We start from the raw sequence: 23,635 nt of genomic DNA, 5'->3' as shown, positions 1-23,635 counted from the left end.
GGCCGTTCCGCTGCGCGGATCGATCTCGCCACCAGCCGGTCGGGAACCGCGCCGATCCCTCCTCCGGTTCCGCGCCGGGCACCGTCCCGGACCGCGGGAGAACCCCGCGCGGCGGTGGGAACTTCCCGCGCACAGCCCCGCGGTGGGCCGATCAGCTGGTAAGACGGACAGCGGCTTTCCCCTGCGGACCTGCTGGGTTAGGCTTACCTAAGTTGGAGGTGAGCGGTGCGCGAGAGGACGACACGTCGCCCGGCCAAGCCGAACCCGGCGGAGCGGGCCCGAACGATCGCTAGACGAGGTGGCAGGGCCGCGTTGATGCCTTCCGGGGAGAGTTCGGCCCGGATCGCACCGCTGCTGCACCACGTGCATCCGGACGGCACCGCCACGGTGCTGCTCGGCGACGACCACCCGCTGGTCGCGACGGCGTGGCAGGCGCCGCGGACCGAGATCGCGGCGGTGCTGGAGGTGGCCGACCCGACCCCGGTCCAGCTGCGCGAGTCGGTGCGCGGACTGCTGTGGCTGACCGGCCAGATCCGCGTCCTGACCGGGACCGACGCCCGGGAGGACGTGCTGGCGGTCGCCGAGCAGCGCCCGGACAGCCGGCTGCTCGACGCGGGCCACGGCGCCTCGGTGCTCAAGCTGGAACCGGCGTCGCTGGTGCTGGCGGACGCGGAGGGCACCTGCTCGGTGCCCGCCGCCGAGTTCACCGCCGCCCGCCCGGATCCGTTCTGCATGTTGGAGGACGGCTGGCTGCGGCACCTGGAGAGCGCCCACCGGGACGTGGTGGGCATGCTCGCGCGGCACCTGCCGGACGACCTGCGCGGCGGGCACATCCGCCCGCTGGGCCTGGACCGGTTCGGGCTGCGGCTGCGGGTGGAGTCGGCCGACGGCGATCACGACGTGCGGCTGGCGTTCTCCGAGCCGGTGGAGACCGCGGAGTCGCTGGGCCTGGAGCTGCGCCGCCTGGTCGGCTGCCCGTTCCTGGCTGGCCAGCGCTCGGCCTGATCCCGTTGCGGCGGCGCGGGTTCCGCCGCGCCGCGCGGGTACGGTTCCGTAGGTGAGCACCTTGCGCGAGTGGCTGGTCCCGGCCCGCCCCGAGGAACCGGCCCGGCTCGCCGATCCGGCGCAGCGCCGCGCGATCGGCGTGGAGCTGGTCGTGGTGTTCGCGGTGACGCTGGGCATGTCCGGCCTGCAGAGCCTGCTGTCGCTGCTGGACGCGCTGTCCCAGCCGCAGTCGCTGGCGGACCAGGCGGTGGCGATCAACGCGCCGCAGGCGGAGGCCGGGCTGCTGGACCTGGCGCAGCAGCTGGCGAACGTGCTGCGGCTGTTCGCCTGGGGCGCGCTGGGGATCTTCCTGCTGTGGCGCGGCGGGGTCGCGCTGGCGCGGATCGGCCTGGACCGCTCGCGGCCGTGGCGGGACGCGCTGGGCGGCACGGGGCTGGCGGCGCTGATCGGCGTGCCGGGGCTGGGGTTGTACCTGACGGCGCACGCGCTCGGGCTGAGCCTCACCGTGCAACCGTCCACTTTGGACGACGCGTGGTGGCGGGCGCCGGTGCTGGTGCTGTCGGCGTTCGGGAACTCGTTCGCCGAAGAGGCGCTGGTGGTGGCGTACCTGCTGACCCGGTTGCGGCAGCTGGGCTGGTCGGAGAACCGCTCGCTGTGGGCGTCGGCGGTGCTGCGCGGCAGCTACCACCTGTACCAGGGCTTCGGCGGGTTCGTCGGGAACGTGGTGATGGGCCTGGTGTTCGGCCGGGTGTGGCAGCGCGCGAACCGGTTGTGGCCGCTGGTGGTCGGGCACGCGCTGATCGACGTGGTGGCGTTCGTCGGTTACGCGGCGCTGCGCGGGAAGGTCGGCTGGCTCCCCTGACGGCCCCGCCCGGCGAACGGCCCACCCGTCCGGCCCGGTCGGGCGAACGGGCCGTCCGCCCGGCGGTCGGCGGGTCGATCCGAGTCGTCGACGGTGGACAACGGATCGCCCTTCCGGTGGTCGTTCAGCGCAACGTTCGATGTTTTTCACGCGCGGGCAGCCCTGTTTTCGATCGTGACGGCTAGGCTCGATGACGTGAACCCACGCGCGAGCGAACCGCACGTGCGCAGCGAGGTCGGCCCGCTGCACACCGTCCTGCTGCACCGCCCGGGCGACGAGCTCAAGCGGCTCACCCCGCGCAACAGCGACCAGCTGCTGTTCGACGCGATCCCGTGGGTGGACCGCGCGCAGGCCGAGCACGACGCGTTCGCCGAGGTGTTGCGCTCCCGCGGCATCGAGGTGGTGCTGCTGCACGAACTGCTGGTGGAGACCCTCGCGGATCCGCGGGCGCGGGCCGCCGCGGTGCACAGCGCGGTGGACGAGCGCGAGCTCGGCACCGACATCGCCGACGTGCTCCGCTCCCACCTGTCCACAGTGGACGAGAAGGCGCTGGCGGGTGCGCTGATCGCGGGCATGACCTTCGAGGAACTCCCCGCCGCGGAAGGCGATTCGCTGGTGCGCCGGATGCACCTGCCGCACGACTTCGCGCTCACCCCGTTGCCGAACCTGCTGTTCACCCGCGATTCCTCGGTGTGGGTGGGAGATCGCGTCGCGGTCGCCTCGCTCGCGATGCCCGCGCGCCACCGCGAATCGGCGATCACCGACCTGATCTACGCCTACCACCCGCGGTTCTCCCGCTCCGGCCGCGCGTACGGCGCGCACTCCGCGCCGGTGGAGGGCGGGGACGTGCTGCTGCTGGCGCCGGGCGTGGTCGCGATCGGCGTCGGCGAGCGCACCACCCCGGCAGGCGCGGAGTCCTTCGCCCGCTCGATGTTCGCCGACGACCTCGCGCACACGGTGCTGGCGGTGCCGATCACCCAGCAGCGCGCGTCGATCCACCTGGACACGGTGTGCACGATGGTCGCCGAGGACGCCGTGGTGATGTACCCGGCGATCCAGCACTCGCTGACCGCGTACTCGCTGCGCCCGCACGAGGACGGCGTGTCCGTGTCCGGCCCGGAACCGTTCCTGGAATCCGCGGCGCACGCGATGGGCATCGACCGGCTGCGCGTCATCGACACCGGCCTGGACCCGGTGACGGCGGAGCGCGAGCAGTGGGAGGACGGCAACAACACCCTCGCCCTCGCCCCCGGCGTCGTCATCGCCTACGAGCGCAACGTGGAGACGAACTCCCGCCTGGAGGCCGCCGGCGTGGAGGTCGTGCGCATCAGCGGCTCCGAACTCGGCACCGGCCGCGGCGGCCCCCGCTGCATGTCCTGCCCCATCACCCGCGAATCGCTGTAGTCAGGGCCGCGCCCGCTGCCGCAGTTCGAGCAGATTCCTTGCCTGCCGCCCGCATTCCGCGCAGGTCGGGTCCAGCCAGTCCACATCGGACGGTTCGACGAGCTCCGCCGAGGTGCCGCACAGCGCGCTGCGCAGCTCGCCTGCGCGCGGCGGCCGATCCGGGCTGAACCCGTGCCGCTCGCCGCGCATCGGGCGCCAGTACACGACCAGACCTGAGCTACCACCGAGCACGACGATCACCTCTCGTTCCAACGGAATCCACCGGGGAGGACGACGGCCCCGGTCCCGGCCGGTCGGGGAGGTACCGGTTCCAGGGCCGCCGCCGACGGTGACTCGGAGTGGTCTATCGTCACCGTCTGAACATGACCGTATTGCACCGCCAGGTAATTACCTAGTGATGTAAGTCGATCGTGTGTCGACTTGATCTCCGACCTGCGCATTCGACTGGGAGCACCGACATGGCACCGACCTCCCCGACCGTCGCCGCATGGGCACTGGGGCTGCGCCTGCGCGAGAAGCGGACCGAATCCGGCCTGAGCGGCGCGAAAGCGGCCGAACGCATCGGCACCGCCGCCGCTTACCTGTCCGATGTGGAGCACGGCAAGAAGACCGTCGCGGCGGAACGCCTGAACAAGATGATCGAGGTGTACGACTTCAACGCGGACGAAGCCGAAGAACTCCGAGCGCTGCGCGAAGATGCCACCGGCCGCGGCTGGTGGACCAAGTACTCGGCCCTGTTCAGCGAAGATCTCCTCCGCTTCTTCGGCTTCGAGCACGGTGCGGAGAGCATCTGCTCCCACGAGAGCGGCGTCGTCCACGGCATGCTCCAGACCGAGGCGTACGCACGAGCGATCATTGAGGCTGGCCAGGCGAACCTCCGCATGGCCGAGGTGGAGCGCCGCGTCACGAGCCGCATGCTTCGAGGCTCTCGCCTTCGCGGTGACGACCCGCTGAAGCTCACCGTGCTCATGAGCGAGGCGGTCCTCCATCAACGGGTCGGTGGGACGGAGGTGCTGCGAGAGCAACTGGAGCACTTGGTCGACATCGCCGAGGCGGATTCAGAATCCGTACAAATGCACATCATCCCGTTCGAAGCCGGTGGACATCCCGCGCTCGGCGCCTCGACGTTCCACCTGATGACCTTCCCCAGCGCGCGGCTCCCGACCTTGCTGTGGCAGGAATCCGTCACATCCACCCAGCTGGTCATGGACGGATTGACCGCACGGGAATACGACCTGGCGTTCCACGAAGCAGCGAACCTCAGCCTGAGCCGAGAAGACTCGATCACGTTGATCAAAGAGACCGCCAGGAGCCTCTAGCTTGCGGTTACAGTAAAAACATGAATCCGGCCCACGTTGCAGCCCTGCGCGAAGCACGCTGGCGAAAGTCGAGCCGAAGCAGCAGCAACTCGTACTGCGTCGAGGTCGCCGTGGCCGAGCGAGCGGTCGCGGTGCGCGACACCAAGGACCGCACCGGCGGCACGCTCGGCTTCACCCGATCCCAGTGGACGGCGTTCCTCACCTCCCTGTGAGCGACCGGATCGAGCGATCCGGCGTGCGCACCGCCCCGCGCTGCCAGGGTGGAGGCATGGGATTCGGCATCGCGCATCGGGAGGAACCGGCGTACAGCGAGTTCGGGCTTCGGGTGGAGCAGGTCCAGGTGGGCAGGAGCGACGCGCAGGTGCTCGTGCCGGTGGTGGACGGGCGGGACCTGTTCGGCGACGTGGTGCCGGTGAAGGGGATCGGGCGGGATCCGGACGACCTGCTCGGGCGGCACGGCCCCCTGCTGCCGACCGAATGGCCGCATCCGCCGCCGACGACGCTGCTGTGGCGCTGCGACTGCGGCGTTGAAGGGTGCGGATTCGCCAGTGCGCGGATCGAGCACGACCGGTTCAACAATGATTACGACCACGTGGTGTGGACCGATTTCACGCTGCACTGCCTCGGCGATGCCGAGCCTCCGCGAGAACTGCGGTTCCGCACCCGGCAGTACATCGCGGAAATCGTGCGCCTCCACGCCGACCGCACGTGGGAGACCGAACTGCGGCGCACCGCGCGGGAAGTGGCCACGGCGCTCGACGGCGATCCCGCGATCCTCGGGCAGTGGGACTGCGCCCTGCGGTGGGCAAAGCCACACGAACGCGCCGGCCAGGTATCCGTGCTGGTTACGGACGGTTCAGCCGAGTACTCGACGAGATACGACGGCGCCGCGGGCGCGGCGGAGATCATCTCCCGACTGCGCGCCACCGACCCGCGCGAGAGCGCCGAGCGCACCTACTCCAGACCCGGCTGAATCCACTTAGGATTGCCTTGCCGAAATAAGGCAAAGTAAACTTAACCAAGGTTCGGCGAACATTTCCAAGGGTTACCTGACGAATTGCGAGGTGTCAATTGGAGCGTATTCTTCATGCCATGCCCACCACCGCAAAGAAGATCCAGCCCCGCGAATCCCGATTCCACCAGCTGCTGCAGGACCAGGTGCGCAACGAGCTCACCGCCTCGCAGCAGTACCTCGCGGTCGCGGTGTGGTTCGACAACGAAGACCTGCCCCGGCTGGCCGCGCACTTCTACCGCCAGTCGATCGAAGAGCGCAACCACGCCATGATGATCGTGCAGTACCTGATGGACAACGACATCAAGGTCGCCATCCCGTCCATCGAAGAGGTCCGCAACGACTTCACCGAGACCCGGGAGCTCGTCGCCCTCGCCCTGGAGCAGGAGCGCGAGGTCACCCAGGAGATCGTGACGCTGGCCAAGGCCGCCCGCGACGAAGGCGACTACCTCGGCGAGCAGTTCCTCCAGTGGTTCCTCAAGGAGCAGGTCGAGGAGGTCTCGCAGATGTCCACGCTGCTGGCCGTCGTCGACCGCTCCGGCGGCAACCTGTTCGACGTGGAGAACTTCCTCGCCCGCGAGACCGTCGGCGACGAGGGCGCCGACCCCACCGCGCCGCCCGCCGCGGGCGGAGCGCTCTGAGCTGACCGCACCCACCACAGCGGCCGACGGCCCCCTGCTCACCCGAGCCGGGGGCCGTCGCGCGTTCCGGGTCAGCCCGGGTCGGACGGTTCGGTGGACGGCTCCGTCGGTTCCGACGTCGGTTGCGGCTCGGACGGTTCGGACGGCTCCGCGGACGTGGACTCCGGTTCCGAGGTGACCTCCCGCAGGATCGACAACCGCTCGTCCTCGGCGTCCTCCGCCGGATCGCCCCGCTCCGGCGGCGACCGGCGAGGCCCCCAGCCGCCGCCCGGCGCCGGTTCCGCGGGCACCGGCGGGGACGTCGGCAGCGGGATCGGGGGCTGCACCGGCGAGGGCACCGACGTGCCCACCACCGGCGGCACCGCCGGGCGCACCGGCCCCGGATCCGGCCGCGCCACCAGCACCGCTCCCCCGCCGAACAGCACCCCCATCGCCAGCACCCCGCCCACCGCGGCCAGCGTCGTCTGCCGCTTGCGCCGCCGGCGCGCGCCCGCCCCCAGCGACCACTCGGCGCCCGTGCGGACCGGCACCTCCAGCCGGTCGTCCGCGAACATCCGGCGCAGCTCGTCGTCGAGGTCGCCCATCACATCCCACCGCCCTCGAACACCGGACCGAGCCTGCGGCGCAACGTGGCCAACGCCTTGCTGGCCTGGCTCTTCACCGTGCCCGCGCTGACGCCGAGGGTCTCGGCGATCTCCGCCTCCGACAAGCCCTCGTAGTAGCGCAGCACCACCACGGCGCGCTGCCGCGGCGGCAACCCGCGCAGCGCCTGCCACAGCGGCTCGTTCTCCAACCGATCCGGCGACTCCACCGCGGGCACGTCCGGGAACTCGGCCAGCAACGTCTCCCGGCGGATCCGCCGCCACCGGCTCACGTGCGCGTTCGCCATCGCCTTGCGCACGTACGCGCGCGGCTCCTCGCACTGCTGCCGGATCCTCGCCCAGCGCGCGCCGACCTTCTCCAGCACCGTCTGCACCAGATCGGCCGCGTCGTGCGGGTTCCCCGTCAACGCGTGGCCGTAGCGCATCAAGCCCGGCAGGGCGACGCGCACGAACTCCGCGAAATCGTCCTCCGTCGCCATATCCCCTTGCAGTGCCGGGCGCGACCAGCCCACCGAGGCCTCCGACGAGGCGCGCACGGCAGGCATGTGAGCGGTCACGCCGCCTCCCCTCCCCGGGCTTTCGCTGCGGAGAGGACACGCGAGGCCGGGGCGCGCGGTTGCCGGAACGAGGCCTATTCACTCGAACGGCCCAGCGCGCTCCCGGCCGGGGAACCGCGTCAGCGCAAGGTGACCTGGCGGCCGCGCAGCCCGTCGCGGGACCGGCGCTCGGTCGCGTCCAGCGGCGAGTCCTCCAGGGACTCCAGCGCTTCCGCCAACCGGCGGCCCAGCGCCGCGGCCGGCTCGTTCCACTCCCGCGGGTGCTTGTCCCGGTCCAGGTCCCACACCGGCACCAGCACGCCGTGCGCGCGGAACGAACCCGCGAACCGGCTGTCCTCGTCCAGCGCCAGCTCACCGCGCGCCGACAGGCGGGCCAGCGCGGCCAGCAACTTCTCCTCCGGCTCCGGGCGCACCCAGCGCAGGTGCGCCTTCTCGCCCGGGTCCACCCAGTACGCCGAGCGCGCGCCCTCCGCGGTCAACCGCTCCGTGGGCATGATCGCCGCGTTCGCCCGCTCCAAGGACAGCGCGACCTCGCCGGTCGCCTCGGTGCCCTCCGGCAGCCACCACGCGAAGTCCTCGTGCAGCTGGACGTCCAGCTCCGCAGCCGGGTCGAGCAGGTCCTGCAGGCGCGTCCGGACCTCCGCCTGCGCCGGCTCCGGGCCCACCACCGGCAGCGACTGGCCCGGCTCCGCCTGCTGCACCCACTCGATCGCGCGGGCCAGGTCCCGGCTCAAATCACCCGAACGGGTCTGCACCTGGAGGCCGATGAACGCCTGCCCGTCCGTGCGGCGCACCGCGGCCGCCGCCATCGGCAGCACCGACGCGACCGTCACCTCCGGGCCGGACAGCAGCGGCAGCCGTGCCGTCGCCGACGGCACGAACTCGCGCAGCGCGACCAGATCACCCTCCGCGGCGAGTCCCTCGAAAGGCCTGGTCACGATCACATCGGTGGCGCCGCCCGCCTTGCCGTGGCACGCCTTGTAGCGCTTCCCCGACCCGCACGGGCAAGGCTGCCTCGGGCCGACGGCGCCCTCAGCTCGCTGGGACGGGGTGGCCGTACGCTTCGACACTCGAAGCCTCCTCGCAGCTGTGACAAGACCCACCGACGCTATCGAGCCGCCACCGCGACCGACGTCCCGGGTCAGCCGCCCGACAACCGCAGCCGCGTCGCACCCGGCCGGTTCGTCGCCACGAACCGCACCCCCGCGCGGCGGCACAGCTCCACGTCCGCCGGGTCGTCCACCGTCCAGCAGTAGGTGTCCCGGCCCCGCGCCGCCCACCGGCCCGCCAGCTCCGGGTCCCGGCGCAGCAACCGGATGCTCGGGCCCGCCAGGTCGGCCCAGCGCGGCAGCTCCCCCGCCCGCGCCGCGCGCGACGCCCGGTCGAACAGCAGCACCGTCGGCACGCCCGGCGCGTCCGCCCGGAACCGGCGCACCGCCGCCGACGAGAACGACATCATCACCACCGGCGACTCGTCCTTGTGCGCGGGCGCCGACACGCCGTGCCGGGCCAACGCCGCCGTCAACTTCGCCTCCACCAGGCCCGCGTAGCGCACCGGGTGCTTCGTCTCCGCGAACAACCGGATCCGCCTGCGCTGCGCGCGCACCAGGCCCAGCAGGTCGTCGAAGGTCAGGATGCGGCGCTGCGCGGCGCCCACCGCCGCGCTCGCCCGCGGCTCGAACACCAGCTCGTCCGCCGACTCCGGCAGCTCGTGGTGCCAGTGCGCGAAGTCGAAGCGGGACATCGCGGGCAACGTCAACTCGCTCACCACGCCGCGGCCCGAGGAGGTGCGGTCCACCCGGCGGTCGTGCACGCACACCAGGTGTCCGTCCCGCGTGACCCGGACATCGCACTCCAGCGCGTCGGCCCCCTGGTCCAGGGCCACCTGGTAGGCGCCGAGGGTGTGCTCGGCGCGTTCCGCCGACGCACCGCGGTGCGCGACGACCTGCGGGGAACCCATGCCGGGCATTATCCCGACCGCCCGCCCGAGCCCACCACGCCGGAGGCCCGCCAGGTGAACGGGCCATCCACCCGGTACGGCTGGACGAGTGGGCCACTCACCTGGTGGGGCTTCTGGTGGGTCGTTCGCCTGCGGTCAGATCAGCGGGGGGCGTCCGCCGGCCGAGCCGCGCGCGGCGGTTCCGGGGCACCGCGGACGCCGACGACGCGCGGGCGCGCCAGCAGCGTCGGGTCCGACGGCACCAGCAGGTTCGTCACGTACGTGATCACCCGCATCGCCAGCACCGCGCACGCGGCCGCCGCCACGTCCGCCCAGAAGTGCAGCACCACGCCGTCCGCCATCGCCTGCACGCCGTCCCGGAAGCCCCACAGCAGCGCGGCCCAGCCCAGCAGCAGGCTCAACGCCCACGAACCCCACCACCACCCGACCAGCCGCGACGGCCGCGGACGCTCCGCCGCACGACGCGCACCGGCCGCCACCAGCACCCCGTGCTCCAGCTCCGCCAGCGCCGTGCCCGGCGCCACCAGGTTCCAGCCCGGTACCAGGACGCCCGCGACGACCTGCCACTCCGGGCGGCGCGGCACCACCTCCAGCTGCCGCGCCGACGCGCGCCGCGCCCACACCAGCCACAGCACCGCGAACACCCCGCTGGTCGCGCCGAGCAGCCAGCTCAGCACGCCCGACGTCACCACCAGCGTGTCCGACAGGTCCAGCGCCACCTTCGACAACGCCGAACCGCGGCTCATCAGCAGCAGGCCGTACCGCCAGGCCTCGGCCACCGCCGCCACGCCGGACACCGCCGCCATCAGCCACAACGCAGACCACGACATCGCCGACAGCCACGTCACCCGCTGCACCGGGTCGACCTGCGGGCGCGTCGGCAACGCCAACGGCCACCGCCAGCCCAGCAGCGGAAAACCCCAGCGGGGGACGCCCGGGTAGGACGGCGGGCCCGAATAGCGGGCCGGTGGGCGCGCGCGGCGCCGCGGCCGCAGGCCACCGGGCGGAGTGGCCACCCACTCCACCCGCAGGCCCGATCCGGCCGGGCGGTCCGGCGGCGTCGTCACAGCACGATCGGGTCGGCGCCGGGCTCGTCCGACACCACCGGGCGGCCGATCGCCGACCAGCCGTTCATGCCGCGCTCCACGTTCACCGCGTCCCAGCCGTTCGCGTTCAGGTAGGCCGTGACCCGCGCGGACCGGCCGCCGGAGCGGCACACCACGTAGACCTGGTCGGCCTCGGGGATCTCGTCGAGGCGCTGCGGCACCTCGTTCATCGGGATGTGCAGCGCGCCCGGGGCGTGGCCCGCGGCCCACTCGTCGTTCTCCCGCACGTCCAGCAGCACCGACTTCGCGTCCGGCAGCTCGGCGGGCAGCTCCTCCGGCGGCACGCCGGGTACTTGCATCGGGGTAGTCACGGACCCGATGCTGCCACGCCGCCCGTGGGCCCGTCGTGAGGTGGGGCGATCAGTGCTGCGGGGTGGACTTCTCGGCGCCCGCCCCGGTGAGCGAGCGGACCTCCATCTCCGCGTACTTCGCCGCGTTGTGCGGCTCCTTGCTCAGGACGGTCCCGAGGTAGCCGAGCAGGAAGGACACCGGGATCGAGATCAGCCCGGGGTTCTTCAGCGGGAACCACGCGAAGTCCAGCGCCGGGAACATCGCCTCCTCGTTGCCGCTCACCGCGGGCGAGAACACGATCAGCACGATGGTCACCGCGAGCCCGCCGTAGATGCTCCACAGCGCCCCGGTGGTGTTGAACCGCTTCCAGAACAGCGAGTACAGCAGCGTCGGCAGGTTCGCCGAGGCCGCGACCGCGAACGCCAGCGCCACCAGGAACGCCACGTTCTGCCCGTTCGCCGCGATGCCGCCGAGGATCGAGACGATGCCGATCACCACCGCGGTGATCCGCGCGACCTTCACCTCCTGGTTCTTGTCGTCGACCTTCCCCTTCTTGAGCACGTTCGCGTAGATGTCGTGCGCGAACGATGCCGAAGCGGTGATCGTGAGGCCGGCGACGACGGCGAGGATGGTCGCGAACGCGACCGCGGAGATGAACCCGAGCAGCAGCGGGCCGCCCAGCTGCAGCGCCAGCAGCGGTGCCGCCGAGTTCACGCCGCCCGGCGCGTCCTTGATCGCCTCGGGCCCGACCATGGCCCCGGCGCCGTAGCCGAGCACCAGCGTGAACAGGTAGAACAGCCCGATCAGCCAGATCGCCCACACCACGGAGCGGCGGGCTTCCTTCGCGGTGGGCACCGTGTAGAAGCGCATCAGCACGTGCGGCAACCCTGCGGTGCCGAGCACCAGCGCGATGCCCAGCGAGACGAAGTCGAGCCTGCTGGTGCTGCTGGCCCCGTACTGCGCGCCCGGGTTGAGCAGCTCCTCACCACCGGCACCGGCCCGCTCCACGGCGGCCCCGAGCAGCCCGGACAGGTTGAACCCGTAGTGGCCGAGCACCCAGAGGGTCATCACGAACGCGCCCGCGATGAGCAGCGCGGCCTTGATGATCTGCACCCAGGTGGTGCCCTTCATGCCACCGACCAGCACGTACAGGATCATCAGCGCGCCGACGACGGCGATCACGATGGCCTGCTGGCCCTTGCTCTCGATGCCGAGCAGCAGCGCGATGAGCCCGCCGGCGCCGGCCATCTGGGCGAGCAGGTAGAAGAACGAGACCGCCAGCGTGGACAGCGAGGCGGCGGTGCGCACCGGGCGCTCCCGCATCCGGAAGCTGAGCACGTCGGCCATCGTGTAGCGGCCGGTGTTGCGCAGCAGCTCCGCGACCAGCAGCAGCGCCACCAGCCAGGCGACGAGGAAGCCGATCGAGTAGAGGAACCCGTCGTAGCCGTACACGGCGATGGCCCCGGCGATGCCGAGGAACGACGCCGCCGACAGGTAGTCACCGGAGATCGCGATGCCGTTCTGCGGCCCGCTGAACGCCCGGCCCGCCGCGTAGTAGTCCGAGGCGGTGCGCGTGTTGCGGCTGGCGCGGAACACGATGACCAGCGTGACCAGCACGAACAGCCCGAAGATGCCGATGTTGAGCCACCGGTTGGACGCGGTGTCGGTCTGCTGCGCGAGGAACGGGTGGGCGGCCTGGAGTGTGGTCACCGCTGCTCTCCTTCGACGCGTTCGCGGATCTGCTCGGCGACCGGGTCCAGGTTCTTGTTGGCGTACCGGACGTAGAGCGTCGTGATGAGGAAGGTGGAGACGAACTGCAGCAGCCCGAGCACCAGGCCCACGTTGATGTTGCCGATGAGCTTGATGCTCATGAACCCGTGCGCGTAGTCGGCGAGCAGGACGTAGACCAGGTACCAGACGAGGAAGATCGCCGATACCGGGAAGACGAATGTGCGCAGCCGTTGCCGGAGCGTGGCGAATTCGGGGCTGTTCTGCGCGGCCGCCCAGGTCTCGGCGTCGATGGCGGGACCTGGGTCGCCGCTGGCGCTGGGGTCGCTGCCGGGGCTGGGGTCGCTCTGGCCCGTGGAGCTCACGGTTGTCCTCCTGGGTAGGAGAGGTCGCGCCCGCCGGCGACGTGTGACCTCTATCTCCTGTCGACGCGCGAACGCTACGTAGTTCGTCCGAATCTGGAAAGACCCCGAACGTGGATTGATATCAATCCGCTGGGTGACCGAAGCGCCGACAAATCCCTGATTATGACACGTGGAGTGACCCCTGTCACGCCAACTACCCGTACGGCCCAATGCGAGACTCGGCAGGTCAGCGAGACGCCCGACCGGCCACCCGGACGAACCGGACGCGACGGCGCGGAGCGGCGCGCACCGGCCGCCCATCGCACGCGGTGAACACCGGGGAGCCCGGTCCCGAGACCACATTCGCGCTGATCACCGGACCGGGGGCACCACCACCGGTCGCCGGGCGCCCGCCGCCGACGCACCGCACCGCCGAACGAGCTGATCCGATCGGGCTAACGCCGGTGCCGACCGCCGGAATCCTTGCTCGGCACGGGCTTGCGCACCCGCCGATCGTCCTGAAAACCCAGCCGGTCCGGCGCGTGCATGCGCAGCATCACCCGGGACACGCCCTCCGGAAGCTGCCGCTTGGTGCCCGCGCTGACCAGCACCATCACCAGGAACGCCACCGGGACGCTCACCAGGGCCGGCTGTTGCACCAGCTCCGCCAGCACCCCTTCGCCGCCCGGACGCAGCGCTCCCACCACCAGCGCCGCCAGCACCAGCGCGCCGCCCGCCACCAGACCGGCCGCCGCGCCGAACGCCGTCAGCCCGCGCCACCACACCCCCAGCACCAGCAGCGGGCAGAACGTCGACGCCGCCATCGCGAACGCCAACCCGATGCTGCGCGCCAAGTCCTGCTCCGCCACCAGCAGCGCCAGCACCATCGGCACCGCCGCCGAGGCGAGCAGCAGCAGCGGCATGTGCCAGCCCCGCACCCGCTGGAAGTTCGACGACACCACCCCGGACAGGCTCACCACCAGCCCGGACGAGGTCGACACGAACGCCGCGAACGCGCCGGCCGCCGTCAACGACGTCAGGACCCCGCCCGGCCAGCTGCTCAGCATCGCGTTCGGCAGCAGCAGCACCGCGGCATCCGTCTGCCCGGTGACCAGCAGCTTCGGCACGAACAACCGGGACAGCAGCCCCAGCACCGTCGGGAACAGGTAGAAGGTGCCCAGCAGGACCAGCACGAACAGCGCCGTGCGCCGCGCACCGTGCCCGCTCGGGTTCGTGTAGAAGCGCACCAGCACGTGCGGCAGGCCCATCGTGCCCAGGAACGTCGCCACGAGCAGCGAGTACGTGCCCACCAGCGAAGCCGAACCGGAGCCGGACGGGTGCAGCCACGAACCGTTGTCCGGTTCCGCCTCGGACACCACCGGAACCGCCGCGCCCGCCTCGAACGAGAGGGTGCTGCCCGCGTCGACCGCGTACTCCCCCGGCGGGACCCAGGTGTTCGCCTGCCCGTTCGGCTGCAACGGGCCGCCCGGCGACTCCCGCGGCGCGTCCACCAGCACCCAGGTCGGCTCGACGACCCGCAAGGTCACCGGCGTCTCGACCTCCACCGCGGTCCGGGTCTCGAACACCGGTCCCGGCTCGTTCAACCGGTCCGCCGAACCGCCCAGCAGGAACACCCCGAACAGCACGAACGCCGGCGCCGTGATCGCGAACAGCTTCAGCCAGTACTGGAACGCCTGCACCAGGGTCACCGCGCGCATGCCGCCGCTGAACACGCTCGCCAGCACCACCGGCAGCAGCGCCACCGCACCCACCCAGGCGGGCAGCTCGGTGAGCACCGCGAACGTCAACCCGGCCGCCTGGAACTGCGGCACCAGGTACAGCCAGCCGATCAGCACCACGAACGCCGTGGTCAACCAGCGCAGCCAGGGCGAATCCAGCCGCACCACCGCGAAGTCCGGCACCGTGTAGGCCCCGGACCGGCGCAGCGGCGCCGCCACGAACAACATCACCGCCAGGTAGCCGGAGGCGAACCCGATCGGGTACCAGAGCGCCTGCGACCCGTCCTTGAGCACCAGCCCGGCCACGCCGAGGAACGACGCCGCGGACAGGTACTCGCCGGAGATCGCGGCCGCGTTGCGTTCCTCCCGCACCAGGCGCCGCGCGCGGTGCAGGTCCGAGGTGGTCCGGGCGTGGCTCGACCCCCACACGCCGATGGCGAAGGTCGCCGTCACCACGACGGCGATACCGCCCAACGCCCAGAACACGGAGATCTCCGGCACCGCCGAGCCCCGCTACCGCTCGATCATGTGCAGGAAATCGCGCTCGTGCCGAGCCGCTGCCCGCGAGTACCAGAAGCCGAGCAGCACCATGAACGGGTAGGGCAGCACCCCGAGGACCAACCAGGGCAACCGGATTCCGGCGATCACCATGTCTCCCAGCGACGGCAGCACGTGGAACAGCAGCGGCAGGCCGAACAGCCCGGCCCCGAGCAGACCCGTCATCAGCAGTGCGCTCCGCAGCTGGGCGCGCACCAGGTAACTGACCAGCACTTCGCCGACGCTGGTCTGCTCCTCCAGCTCCATGATCGTACGGGCCACCGGCCTGCTGCGGCGGCGATCGGAGAGAACGACGCGCTGCCTGCGGGGACGGCGGCCGCCTGCGGCGGTCGCCGGTTGTTCCGGCGTCATGCCCGACCGGCCGGGCGGCGGGGCGCGCTCATCCCTGCGACCCCCAGCCCTGTCTCGGCGCGCGCACCAGCCGGTCCTTGAGCTCCCGGGTGTGGCGCCTGCTGACCGGCAGCTCCTTCGGCTCGCCGCCGCCGAGCAGCACCGAGTAGCCGGACGAGGACATCCGCAGCTCGGTGACCAGCGTCATCGACACCAGGTACGAGCGGTGGATGCGGATGAAGTTGGCGTCCGCCCAGCGCTCCTCCAACTGCGCCAGCGGGATCCGCACCAGGTGCGAGCCGCCGTCGGTGGTGTGCAGCCGCGCGTAGTCGCCCTGCGCCTCCACCCAGCGGACCGTCTTGCGGGAGACCATCTTCGTCGTGCCTGCGAGTTCCACCGGGATCACCTCGTCCTCGTCGGCCGCGGCGGGGAGTTCCGCGGCCGTGGCGTCGGCCCGGCCACCGGCGGCGCGTTCGGCCTTGCTGCGCTCGATGTTGCGCAGCGCCCGGTCCACCCGGTCCGCGTCGGCGGGTTTCATGATGTAGTCCAGCGCGCCCACCTCGAACGCCTCCAGCGCGTTCTCCTCGTGGCCGGTGATGAACACCAGCGAGGGCGGCTGCTTGAAGGCGTTGAGCACCCTGGCGAGTTCCATGCCGCTGAGCCCCGGCATCGAGACGTCGGCGAACACCGCGTCCACCACGGAGTCCTCGCCGTCCCGGGACCGCAGCTGGTCGTCGCTGCGCAGCAACCGCAACGCCTCCGCGGCGTCGAACGCGGTGAGCACCCGGCCCACCCGCGGGTTGTTGCCGAGCAGGAACTTCATCTCGTCCAGCCCGGCCATCTCGTCGTCCACCGCCAGCACCACCAGTCCCGTGGTGCCGACCTGCGCGCTCGTGTCCGGTTGAATACTCACTGTAACGCCAATCCTGCCGCGCCGGGTGGCGCACTGTCCACGATCAGGTTTCTCGGCTCGGTGCGCCACGACGGCGTCGTCGCGGAGCCCGGCTCGCACGTGCGGCGTTGCCGAGGGATGCCGTGGCAGCCGCTGCGTCGATCATCGTGGCATCACTCGGCCGAGCGACACAGGCCACGCCGCGAGCCACGGCTGAGTGAGGTGTGTCACGCCGCCGGATCAACGTACGGTGCGCACCCGGGCAGGACTGCGGCGGGGTCGGGGGAGCGCGACCGCGGCGGTCCCGCCGGTCGCGCTCCGCCGGGCGGTCACAGCCCGAAGCGGGACCACTGGGCGCGCTGCTCCAGCGCCTCCACCAGGGAGGACGCCGAGGCGCCGAGACCCAGCCGGGTGCCGGGGGCGCTGCCGCTGAGCCGGGCCAGCAGCGGCTTGCGCGGTTCGACGTCCACGATGTGCGCCTTCGGGAACCGCTCCGCGACGATGCCGCGCAGCGTGCCCAGACCGTCGACGAGCCCGAGCTCCTTCGCCTTCGCGCCGGTCCACACCTCGCCGGTGAACAGGTCGGCGTCGGCGAGCTTGCCCCCGCGCCGCTCCCGCACCCAGTCGGTGAACTGGTCGTGCAGCTCGGTCTGCAGACCGTGCAGCCAGCGCACGTCGTCGTCCTTCTCCGGGCTGAACGGGTCGAGCCGCACCTTGTTCTCGCCCGCGGTGTAGACCCGGCGCTGCACGCCGATGCGCTCCAGCAGCCCGTCGAGCCCGAAGCTCGCGCTCACCACGCCGATGGAGCCGACCATCGAGGTGCGGTGCGCGTAGATCTCGTCGGCGGCGCACGCCAGCCAGTACCCGCCGGACGCGGCCACGTCCTCGCAGAACGCCAGCACCGGCACCTTCTTCTCCGCCGCCAGCTGGCGGACCCGGTCCGCGACCAGCGCCGACTGGGTCGGCGCCCCGCCCGGCGAGTTGATCGACAGCACCACCGCGGACAGCCGGTCGTGCCCGAACGCGCGGCTCAGCGCCGACTCGGTGGTCTGCAGCGAGATGGTGCCGCGGTTCATCGGGCTCGGCGTCGGCGTGATCGTGCCGTGCAACTTGACCACCGCCACCACCGGTCCGCGTTCGGCCCGCTCGGCCAGCTTCGGCGGCAGCTTCGAGGCGAGCTTGCCGGTCAGGACGTCGGTGAACTTCTGCGGTGCGTTGTCGTTCATGCCCCGACGTTACCGGCTCGGCGGGCCCGCCGACGGGCTCCGGAAGCGGCCGGCGGGACCGTTCGCACCAGGTGAACGGCCCGTCCGGGCGCGGGTCAGGGACTGGGCTGGACGCAGCGGCTGGGCTGCATGGATCAGCGGCTGGGCTGCGCGGGTCAGCGGCTGGGCTGCGTGGATCAGCGGCTGGGCTGGGCGCTCGCACCCGGGGCCGGCTCGTCGAAGGCGGCCACCGGCAGCGGGAGCACGCCGGGCGCGAACTTCGGCACCCGCATGATCACCTTCATCCCCGCGTTCTCCGCCGTCTCCACCACCAGGCCGTAGTCGTCGCCGAACGTGGCCCGCATCCGGTTGTTGATGTTGCCGAGGCCGACGTGCGCGCCGGTGAGGTGCGCGTTCGCCAGCTCCGCGTCCAACCGGTTCGGGTCCATCCCGATGCCGTCGTCGTCGACGCTGATCAGCGCCTCGGAGCCGCGGTCCTCGGCCACCACCGACACGGTGCCGCCGCCCGGCTTCGTCGCCAGCCCGTGCCGCACCGCGTTCTCCACCAGCGGTTGCAGCGCCAGGAACGGCACCACCACCGGCAGCACCTCCGGTGCGATCTTGAGCTGCACCTTCAGCCGGTCCGGGCCGAACCGGGCGCGCTCCAGGATCAGGTAGCGGTCGATGTTGCGGATCTCGTCGGCCAGCGTCGTGTAGAGGCCGGTGGAGCGGAACGAGTAGCGGGTGAAGTCGGCGAACTCCATCAGCAGGTCGCGGGCCTGCTCCGGGTCGTTGCGGATCTGCGAGGAGATGGTGTTGAGCGCGTTGTAGATGAAGTGCGGCGAGATCTGCGCCCGCAGCGCCCGCACCTCCGCGCGGGCCAGCTTCTCCTTCGACTCCTGCAGCTCGGCGAGCTCCAGGTGGGTGGACACGTGGTGCGCGACCTCGCTGGCCGCGCGCAGCAGCCGCTTCCGGTCCCCACCGCTGATGATCACCAGCGCCCCGCGGATCTCCCCGGACACCTCCAGCGGCACCACGACCCCGTACCGCATCAGGCAGGGGCGCTGGTCGCACAGCAGGTCGGTGTGGTCGATGTACTCGCGCTTGCCGTCGCGGAGCGTGACCTCGATCTTGCCGCGCAGGTCCGCGTAGTGCTGGTTCGCGTCGCCGTCCCAGCTCAGCAGGGTCGCGTCCGCGTCCACCACGCCCACCGCCACGCAGGAGAGCAGTTCGCGCAGGTGGGGGGCGGTCTTGTCCGCCGACTCCTGCGTCATGCCCGCGCGCAGGAACGGCGCGGCACCCGTCACGTGGTGCAGCGCCGTCAGCATCGCGTCCTCCACCGAGGTGCTCACCCGGCGCGAACGGCACAGCAGCACGAACATTCCGAGCACGGCGAGGGCGGCGAGCGCGGTCAGCACGGTCCGCTCGGTCAACAGCTCCGGCACGTCCACCAGTATTCGTCCCAGGCACGCGGGGAATCAAGAACGCTACGCCGGGTAGCCGGATCCGAGCGGTGAACGGTGCTCACCGACTCCGTTCGGACCTGTCGGCTGCGCCGGACGCACCGGACCGGCGGTCACTTCAGCAGCCGCGACATCCGCCGGTCCGCCAGCCGCTTGCCGCCGGTCTGGCAGGTGGGGCAGTACTGCAGCGAGCGGTCCGCGAACGACACCTCCCGCACCAGGTCACCGCACACCGGGCAGGGCAGGCCGGTCCGCCCGTGCACCCGCAGCCCGGAGCGCTTCTCCGCCTTCAGCCGCGCGGCGTCCCGGGAGCGGTCGACGGCGTCGGACAGCACCTCCCGCAGCGCGGCGTGCAGCCGCCGCACCGCGTCCTCGCCCAGCTTCCCGGCGGTGGCGAACGGGGACAGCTTCGCGCGGTGCAGCACCTCGTCCGAGTAGGCACCGCCGACGCCGGCCAGCCGCGACTGGTCGGTGAGCACCGTCTTCACCCGCTCCGAGCGCCCGGCGAGCACCGCGGCGAACTCCTCCTCGGTGATGCCGAGGGCATCCGGACCGAGCTTCGCGATGCCGGGCACCTCGGCGGGGTCGTGCACGATCCACGCGGCGAGCCGCTTCTGCGTGCCCGCCTCGGTGAGGTCGAAACCGGGTCCGTCGAGGTGCACCCGCATCGCGATCGGCCCGCGGCCCGGCTTCGGCGGGGCGGGCGCGAGCGCGTCGGACCAGCGCAGCCAACCGGCCCGCGCCAGGTGCACCACCAGGTGCAGGCCGTCGCAGTCCAGGTCCAGGTACTTGCCGCGCCGGTCCGCGCCGGTCACCACCCGGCCGACCAGCGCGGTGTGCGGCGGGTCGGCGGTCTTGAGCACGCTCATCGAGGCCACGTCGACCCGGGTGACGGCGCGCCCCGCGGCGACGTCCCGCAGGTGCCGCGCCAGCGCTTCGACTTCCGGCAGCTCAGGCACCCCACCAGTCTGCCAAGATCCGCGGCCGGGCTCACTCGGTCGGCTGCAGGGAACCGTTCATGTCGGGTTCGGCGTAGAGCTCGATCTGGCGGGCGATCTTCGCCGTCTCCTGGCGCGTGTTGAAGAAGCCGCGCTGCACGCCGACCCAGCGCTCCGGCTGGTGCTCGTCCTCGTCGCCCGGGGTCTCCGCGATGATCGTCCACGGGCGGTGCATCAACCAGCGGACCGGGAAGAACAGCACCGCGACGATCAGCAGCAGGATCAGCCAGATCGGGATGTAAACGCCCTCCGGGGTCCACAGGACGAAGGTCAGGATAAGAACAGCGAGCACGCCGAACATGAGGATCGCCGGCCCGGCGCCACCGTTCACGTCGTGCTCGAAGTCGTCGCCCGCGATCGGGTTCGACCACTCCAGGCTGGAACGCACGTTCCACAGCCTGCCGTCGGATCCCCGCACCACCCGGTTCATCGTCGCCTCCTCGCCCGGCGCCGGGCGTTCTCGGATCGTTCGTCCCAGCCGTGCCCCCGGTTCCGGCGGCAGCGCGCCGTCACCGAGCGTGCCGATACCGTATCGCGCCCGTCATCGGCCTTGAGGGTGAAACCCGGGGGGCACCCGGATCATTGTCGATCACGGACGGCGAGGGGACCAGCCCCGGCCGGTTCGCCGACCGCGGAACCCGGGCCCGCGGCGCTACGGTGGGCGCCACCACCACGACCGGGGAGGACGAGATGGATCTCGACCGGGCGCGTTCCTTCCTCCGCGAGCACCACCGGGCGGTGCTGGGCACGCTGCGCGCCGACAGCACGCCGCAGCTGGTGCCCGTGCTCGTCGCCGTCGACGACCGCGGGCGCGCGCTGATCAGCACCCGGGACGGCAGTGCGAAGGTGCGGAACCTGCGGCGGGACCCCCGTGCGTGGATCTGCGTGCTGCCGGACGAGTTCTTCGGCGAGTGGATCCAGGTCGACGGCGCGGTGGAGGTGGTCGAGCAGCCGGCAGCGTTGCCGCTGCTGGAGGACTACTACCGCCGGGTCGCCGGGGAGCACGAGGACTGGTCCGCGTACCGGCGGGCGATGGCCGAGGAGCGCCGGGTGCTGCTGCGGATCGAGTTGGAACGGGCCGGTCCGAGCCGGCGGTGACCCCCCGGGAACGGCTCGCGAACGATGGGTTAGACTGTTCCCAACAGCGCTTCGAGGGGCGTGAAGATCACTCCGGTGATCGGGACTCCCGAGATCGTTGATGCGGATGTAGCGCAGCTGGTAGCGCATCACCTTGCCAAGGTGAGGGTCGCGGGTTCGAGTCCCGTCATCCGCTCGCAGAAGGCCCCGCCGGTGACGGCGGGGCCTTTTTCGTGCGTGGTCGGTCCGGTCAGTCCTCCAGCTTGAACCCGATCTTGAGCCCGACCTGGAAGTGCGCGACCTCGCCGTTCTCGACGTGGCCGCGGACTTCGGTGACTTCGAACCAGTCCACCTCCCGCAGCGTTCGCGCGGCGCGGCGCACCCCGTTGCGCACGGCGTCATCGACGCCCTGCTCGGACGTTCCGACGATCTCGGTGACCCGATAGACGTTGTCTGCCATGCCGGGATGGTCCGCACGGCCGCAGCACCCCGCAAGCTGACGGCGATCATGGGCTAGACCAATCGGGCTCAAGGTCTGGACCAATAGCGATGTGTCTGCCAACCTCATGTTGCCCGGAACGGAGCTATTAAGCCAGAAGAGTGAGACGTACTTTTTGCGACACCGATTCAGAAAGGAGCACTCCCCCATGCTCAAGAAAAGTGTGAAAAGCACGATCGGTATCGCCGCGGTCAGCATCGCCGGATTGGCGTTGCCGGTTTTCACGTCCGGAGTCGCGACCGGCCACGGATTCGTCCAGAGCCCCGCGAGCCGCCAGGAGGCCTGCTCGAACGGGACGCTGAACGACTGCGGCGCGATCCAGTGGGAACCGCAGAGCGTCGAAGGCCCGAAGGGCTTCCCCGAAGCCGGCCCCGAGGACGGCAGCATCTGCTCCGCGGGCCTGGAGCAGTTCTCCGAGCTGGACGACCCGCGCGGCGGCCAGTGGCCCACCACGGACGTCGCCGCTGGTCAGGACTTCCAGTTCCAGTGGAAGATCACGGCGGCGCACTCCACCAGCTCGTTCCGCTACTACGTCACGAAGGACGGTTGGGACCCCACCCAGCCGATCAGCCGCGACCAGCTCGAACCCACCCCGTTCGTCGACGTGGACTACGGCGGCGCCCAGCCGCCGAACACCTACACCCACGACGGGAAGATGCCGGAAGGCAAGTCCGGCAGGCACGCCATCGTCGGCGTGTGGGACGTCGCGGACACCGCGAACGCGTTCTACTCCTGCGCGGACGTGAACTTCGGCTGATTCGATGATCTAGAATGTCCCCGGTGCCGGGGCCCGGCGTGCCACTAACACGCCGGGCCGCGGTGCATCGCATTCCGCGGAACGGAATTTGACGCTCCCGGCGGCGCGCTCGGCGGCCGTCCGGGAATTCTGTTTATTGAACGGAATCGCGGTAAATTCCGCTCGCGGTTCACCCGGATCGCCCCGGCCGAACCGAGTGGATCTTGCCACGCCGGGCGACCGGCCGCGATCACTCCGTGACGAGCCCGACAGGGCAGGACACCCCGGTGCCGCCGATGCCGCAGTAGCCGTTCGGGTTCTTCGCCTCGGACAGGTACTGCTGGTGGTAGCCCTCGGCGTAGTAGAACTCGCGCAGCGGCGCCACCTCGGTGGTGATCGTGCCGCGACCCGCCGCGGTCAACGCCGCCTGGTAGCCGTCGCGGGTCCGCTCGACGACGGCGCGCTGCTCGTCGTCGGCGAAGTAGACCGCCGAGCGGTACTGGCTGCCGCGGTCGTTGCCCTGCCGCAGGCCCTGCGTCGGGTCGTGGCCCTCCCAGAAGACCTTCAGCACCCCGGCCAGGTCGATCACCGCCGGGTCGAACACGACCAGCACGGCCTCGGTGTGCCCGGTCAGACCGCTGCACACCTCCTCGTAGGTCGGGTTCGGCGTGTAGCCGCCCGCGTAGCCGACCGCCGTCGTCCACACCCCGTCCGTGCGCCAGAAGATCCGTTCCGCGCCCCAGAAGCAGCCCATGCCGACGACCAGCGACTCGGTGCCCTGCGGGAACGGCGGCACGATGGTGCGGTCGCCGAAGACCGCGTGCCGCTCCGGCACCGGCAGCGGGGTGGAGCGCCCGGGCAACGCCTCGTCCGGGCCGATCATGCGGGTCCTGTCACCGAAGAACAGCGCCATGCCACCGATGCTACGCGCGGGATCAGCGGTGGTCCGGGCCGTGTGGAGCGCCCCGCACCCGGGGTGACGGGCGCGGGGCGCGGATGCGTCGTGGGGACTCCCCTCCCCCGAACGCAGCAACACCGTAGAACGCGCGTTCGAGTGATCGCCAGTCCGGTCGGCGCAGGTCACACCGCCGGTCAGGACCGGTGCGGCGGGAACCGGTCCAACGGGCGGGCCTCCACCACCTCCGGCGGCGGGGCGGCGTGCCTGCCGCGGCGGCGCGGCGGGGTGGCGGACGGGTCGGCCAGGTCGCCGGTGAAGCTGCGCGCGGCGGCGGGCTCGGCGTCCTGCTCGGCGCTCGGCCAGGAGACCGGCGGGAAGTCGCGGGCGGTCTCCACGTCCTCGGCGGGGT

At 71.5% G+C, this 23,635-nt stretch carries 28 protein-coding genes and 1 tRNA gene; 10 read left to right on the top strand and 19 right to left on the bottom strand.

What is annotated here, in order from left to right:
• The first annotated feature begins 225 nt into the window (after positions 1 to 225).
• From LCD35_RS16700 to LCD35_RS16690, 3 genes are all read left to right on the top strand, one after another.
• Positions 226 to 1,005 carry a DUF2470 domain-containing protein gene (locus tag LCD35_RS16700; RefSeq protein WP_224958367.1) on the top strand — a complete coding sequence of 260 codons (780 nt, stop codon included), beginning with the start codon at positions 226 to 228 and terminating at the stop codon, positions 1,003 to 1,005.
• Positions 1,006 to 1,057: 52 nt separating this feature from the next.
• Positions 1,058 to 1,867, top strand: a complete 810-nt coding sequence (locus LCD35_RS16695) for a CPBP family intramembrane glutamic endopeptidase (RefSeq protein ID WP_225044433.1) — start codon at positions 1,058 to 1,060, stop codon at positions 1,865 to 1,867.
• Between the two features lie 222 nt (positions 1,868 to 2,089).
• Positions 2,090 to 3,271 (top strand): arginine deiminase, encoded by a 1,182-nt coding sequence (locus LCD35_RS16690; RefSeq protein ID WP_225044445.1) that lies wholly within the window; start codon positions 2,090 to 2,092, stop codon positions 3,269 to 3,271.
• Here LCD35_RS16690 and LCD35_RS16685 read toward each other — a convergent pair whose 3' ends face one another.
• Positions 3,272 to 3,523: a zinc finger protein gene (locus LCD35_RS16685; protein WP_224967127.1), complete on the bottom strand. Its 252-nt coding sequence runs from the start codon at positions 3,521 to 3,523 to the stop codon at positions 3,272 to 3,274.
• A gap of 206 nt (positions 3,524 to 3,729) precedes the next feature.
• Here LCD35_RS16685 and LCD35_RS16680 point away from each other — a divergent pair, with 206 nt between their 5' ends.
• From LCD35_RS16680 to LCD35_RS16665, 4 genes are all read left to right on the top strand, one after another.
• Positions 3,730 to 4,590 carry a helix-turn-helix transcriptional regulator gene (locus tag LCD35_RS16680; protein ID WP_224967128.1) on the top strand — a complete coding sequence of 287 codons (861 nt, stop codon included), beginning with the start codon at positions 3,730 to 3,732 and terminating at the stop codon, positions 4,588 to 4,590.
• A gap of 20 nt (positions 4,591 to 4,610) precedes the next feature.
• Entirely contained in the window at positions 4,611 to 4,802 is a 192-nt protein-coding gene (locus tag LCD35_RS16675; protein ID WP_224967129.1) for a DUF397 domain-containing protein, read from the top strand.
• A 23-nt stretch (positions 4,803 to 4,825) separates the two neighbouring features.
• Complete coding sequence (locus LCD35_RS16670) at positions 4,826 to 5,563, top strand: hypothetical protein (RefSeq protein WP_224978095.1); 738 nt, start codon at positions 4,826 to 4,828, stop codon at positions 5,561 to 5,563.
• Positions 5,564 to 5,682: 119 nt separating this feature from the next.
• The gene (locus LCD35_RS16665; RefSeq protein ID WP_224958348.1) at positions 5,683 to 6,243 is read left to right on the top strand and encodes a ferritin; all 561 of its coding nucleotides are present in this window, start codon (positions 5,683 to 5,685) and stop codon (positions 6,241 to 6,243) included.
• Positions 6,244 to 6,314: 71 nt separating this feature from the next.
• Here the strand turns inward: LCD35_RS16665 and LCD35_RS16660 are convergent, their stop codons facing one another.
• The 15 genes from LCD35_RS16660 to LCD35_RS16590 all read right to left on the bottom strand — a co-directional run bounded on the left by LCD35_RS16660 (position 6,315) and on the right by LCD35_RS16590 (position 20,446).
• A complete protein-coding gene (locus LCD35_RS16660; protein WP_225044432.1) occupies positions 6,315 to 6,827 on the bottom strand; it encodes a hypothetical protein in 513 nt (170 codons plus the stop codon).
• On the bottom strand, positions 6,827 to 7,402 hold the full coding sequence (locus LCD35_RS16655) for a SigE family RNA polymerase sigma factor (protein WP_374108091.1): 576 nt from the start codon (positions 7,400 to 7,402) through the stop codon (positions 6,827 to 6,829). Before LCD35_RS16655 ends, LCD35_RS16660 begins: the two co-directional genes overlap by 1 nt.
• A gap of 119 nt (positions 7,403 to 7,521) precedes the next feature.
• Entirely contained in the window at positions 7,522 to 8,472 is a 951-nt protein-coding gene (locus LCD35_RS16650) for a DUF5926 family protein (RefSeq protein WP_224978097.1), read from the bottom strand.
• A gap of 71 nt (positions 8,473 to 8,543) precedes the next feature.
• Complete coding sequence (locus LCD35_RS16645) at positions 8,544 to 9,362, bottom strand: glycerophosphodiester phosphodiesterase family protein (RefSeq protein ID WP_308011299.1); 819 nt, start codon at positions 9,360 to 9,362, stop codon at positions 8,544 to 8,546.
• Positions 9,363 to 9,502: 140 nt separating this feature from the next.
• Positions 9,503 to 10,429, bottom strand: a complete 927-nt coding sequence (locus LCD35_RS16640; protein WP_224978098.1) for a DUF4328 domain-containing protein — start codon at positions 10,427 to 10,429, stop codon at positions 9,503 to 9,505.
• Complete coding sequence (locus LCD35_RS16635) at positions 10,426 to 10,767, bottom strand: rhodanese-like domain-containing protein (protein ID WP_224958358.1); 342 nt, start codon at positions 10,765 to 10,767, stop codon at positions 10,426 to 10,428. The genes LCD35_RS16640 and LCD35_RS16635 overlap by 4 nt, the downstream gene beginning before the upstream one ends.
• Positions 10,768 to 10,828: 61 nt before the next feature.
• Positions 10,829 to 12,469 carry a cation acetate symporter gene (locus tag LCD35_RS16630; protein WP_374108090.1) on the bottom strand — a complete coding sequence of 547 codons (1,641 nt, stop codon included), beginning with the start codon at positions 12,467 to 12,469 and terminating at the stop codon, positions 10,829 to 10,831.
• On the bottom strand, positions 12,466 to 12,780 hold the full coding sequence (locus LCD35_RS16625) for a DUF485 domain-containing protein (protein WP_224958354.1): 315 nt from the start codon (positions 12,778 to 12,780) through the stop codon (positions 12,466 to 12,468). The genes LCD35_RS16630 and LCD35_RS16625 overlap by 4 nt, the downstream gene beginning before the upstream one ends.
• Before the next feature lie 506 nt (positions 12,781 to 13,286).
• Entirely contained in the window at positions 13,287 to 15,071 is a 1,785-nt protein-coding gene (locus LCD35_RS16620; RefSeq protein WP_224958341.1) for a cation acetate symporter, read from the bottom strand.
• 12 nt (positions 15,072 to 15,083) lie between these two features.
• Entirely contained in the window at positions 15,084 to 15,389 is a 306-nt protein-coding gene (locus tag LCD35_RS16615) for a hypothetical protein (RefSeq protein WP_224958340.1), read from the bottom strand.
• A 118-nt stretch (positions 15,390 to 15,507) separates the two neighbouring features.
• Positions 15,508 to 16,365, bottom strand: a complete 858-nt coding sequence (locus tag LCD35_RS16610) for a LytTR family DNA-binding domain-containing protein (RefSeq protein WP_258349521.1) — start codon at positions 16,363 to 16,365, stop codon at positions 15,508 to 15,510.
• A gap of 314 nt (positions 16,366 to 16,679) precedes the next feature.
• A complete protein-coding gene (locus LCD35_RS16605) occupies positions 16,680 to 17,576 on the bottom strand; it encodes a S49 family peptidase (RefSeq protein WP_224958339.1) in 897 nt (298 codons plus the stop codon).
• A gap of 176 nt (positions 17,577 to 17,752) precedes the next feature.
• Entirely contained in the window at positions 17,753 to 19,000 is a 1,248-nt protein-coding gene (locus LCD35_RS16600; protein WP_224968866.1) for a sensor histidine kinase, read from the bottom strand.
• Positions 19,001 to 19,131: 131 nt separating this feature from the next.
• Positions 19,132 to 19,977, bottom strand: a complete 846-nt coding sequence (locus LCD35_RS16595; protein ID WP_224958337.1) for an Fpg/Nei family DNA glycosylase — start codon at positions 19,975 to 19,977, stop codon at positions 19,132 to 19,134.
• 31 nt (positions 19,978 to 20,008) lie between these two features.
• On the bottom strand, positions 20,009 to 20,446 hold the full coding sequence (locus LCD35_RS16590) for a DUF983 domain-containing protein (RefSeq protein ID WP_224958336.1): 438 nt from the start codon (positions 20,444 to 20,446) through the stop codon (positions 20,009 to 20,011).
• A 152-nt stretch (positions 20,447 to 20,598) separates the two neighbouring features.
• On the opposite strand from LCD35_RS16590, the gene LCD35_RS16585 reads away from it, so the two are divergent.
• Positions 20,599 to 21,114 carry a PPOX class F420-dependent oxidoreductase gene (locus LCD35_RS16585; RefSeq protein ID WP_225044431.1) on the top strand — a complete coding sequence of 172 codons (516 nt, stop codon included), beginning with the start codon at positions 20,599 to 20,601 and terminating at the stop codon, positions 21,112 to 21,114.
• A gap of 102 nt (positions 21,115 to 21,216) precedes the next feature.
• Positions 21,217 to 21,289 (top strand) — tRNA-Gly (locus LCD35_RS16580).
• A 54-nt stretch (positions 21,290 to 21,343) separates the two neighbouring features.
• Here LCD35_RS16580 and LCD35_RS16575 read toward each other — a convergent pair.
• Positions 21,344 to 21,553 (bottom strand): dodecin, encoded by a 210-nt coding sequence (locus LCD35_RS16575; protein ID WP_224958332.1) that lies wholly within the window; start codon positions 21,551 to 21,553, stop codon positions 21,344 to 21,346.
• A gap of 187 nt (positions 21,554 to 21,740) precedes the next feature.
• Between LCD35_RS16575 and LCD35_RS16570 the strand changes: the two genes are divergently transcribed.
• Complete coding sequence (locus tag LCD35_RS16570) at positions 21,741 to 22,349, top strand: lytic polysaccharide monooxygenase (RefSeq protein WP_224958330.1); 609 nt, start codon at positions 21,741 to 21,743, stop codon at positions 22,347 to 22,349.
• A gap of 229 nt (positions 22,350 to 22,578) precedes the next feature.
• On the opposite strand, the gene msrA is transcribed toward LCD35_RS16570, so the two are convergent.
• Positions 22,579 to 23,241, bottom strand: a complete 663-nt coding sequence (gene msrA, locus LCD35_RS16565) for a peptide-methionine (S)-S-oxide reductase MsrA (RefSeq protein WP_224958328.1) — start codon at positions 23,239 to 23,241, stop codon at positions 22,579 to 22,581.
• Between the two features lie 179 nt (positions 23,242 to 23,420).
• The coding region (locus LCD35_RS16560; protein WP_225044430.1) for a hypothetical protein at positions 23,421 to 23,635 on the bottom strand (215 nt) is incomplete at its 5' end.

This window comes from Saccharopolyspora sp. 6V (assembly GCF_020176785.1).
Taxonomy (GTDB): Bacteria; Actinomycetota; Actinomycetes; order Mycobacteriales; family Pseudonocardiaceae; genus Saccharopolyspora_C; species Saccharopolyspora_C gregorii.
Note: the sequence above shows the minus strand (reverse complement) of the source record. Positions and strands in the feature narration are given on the sequence as shown.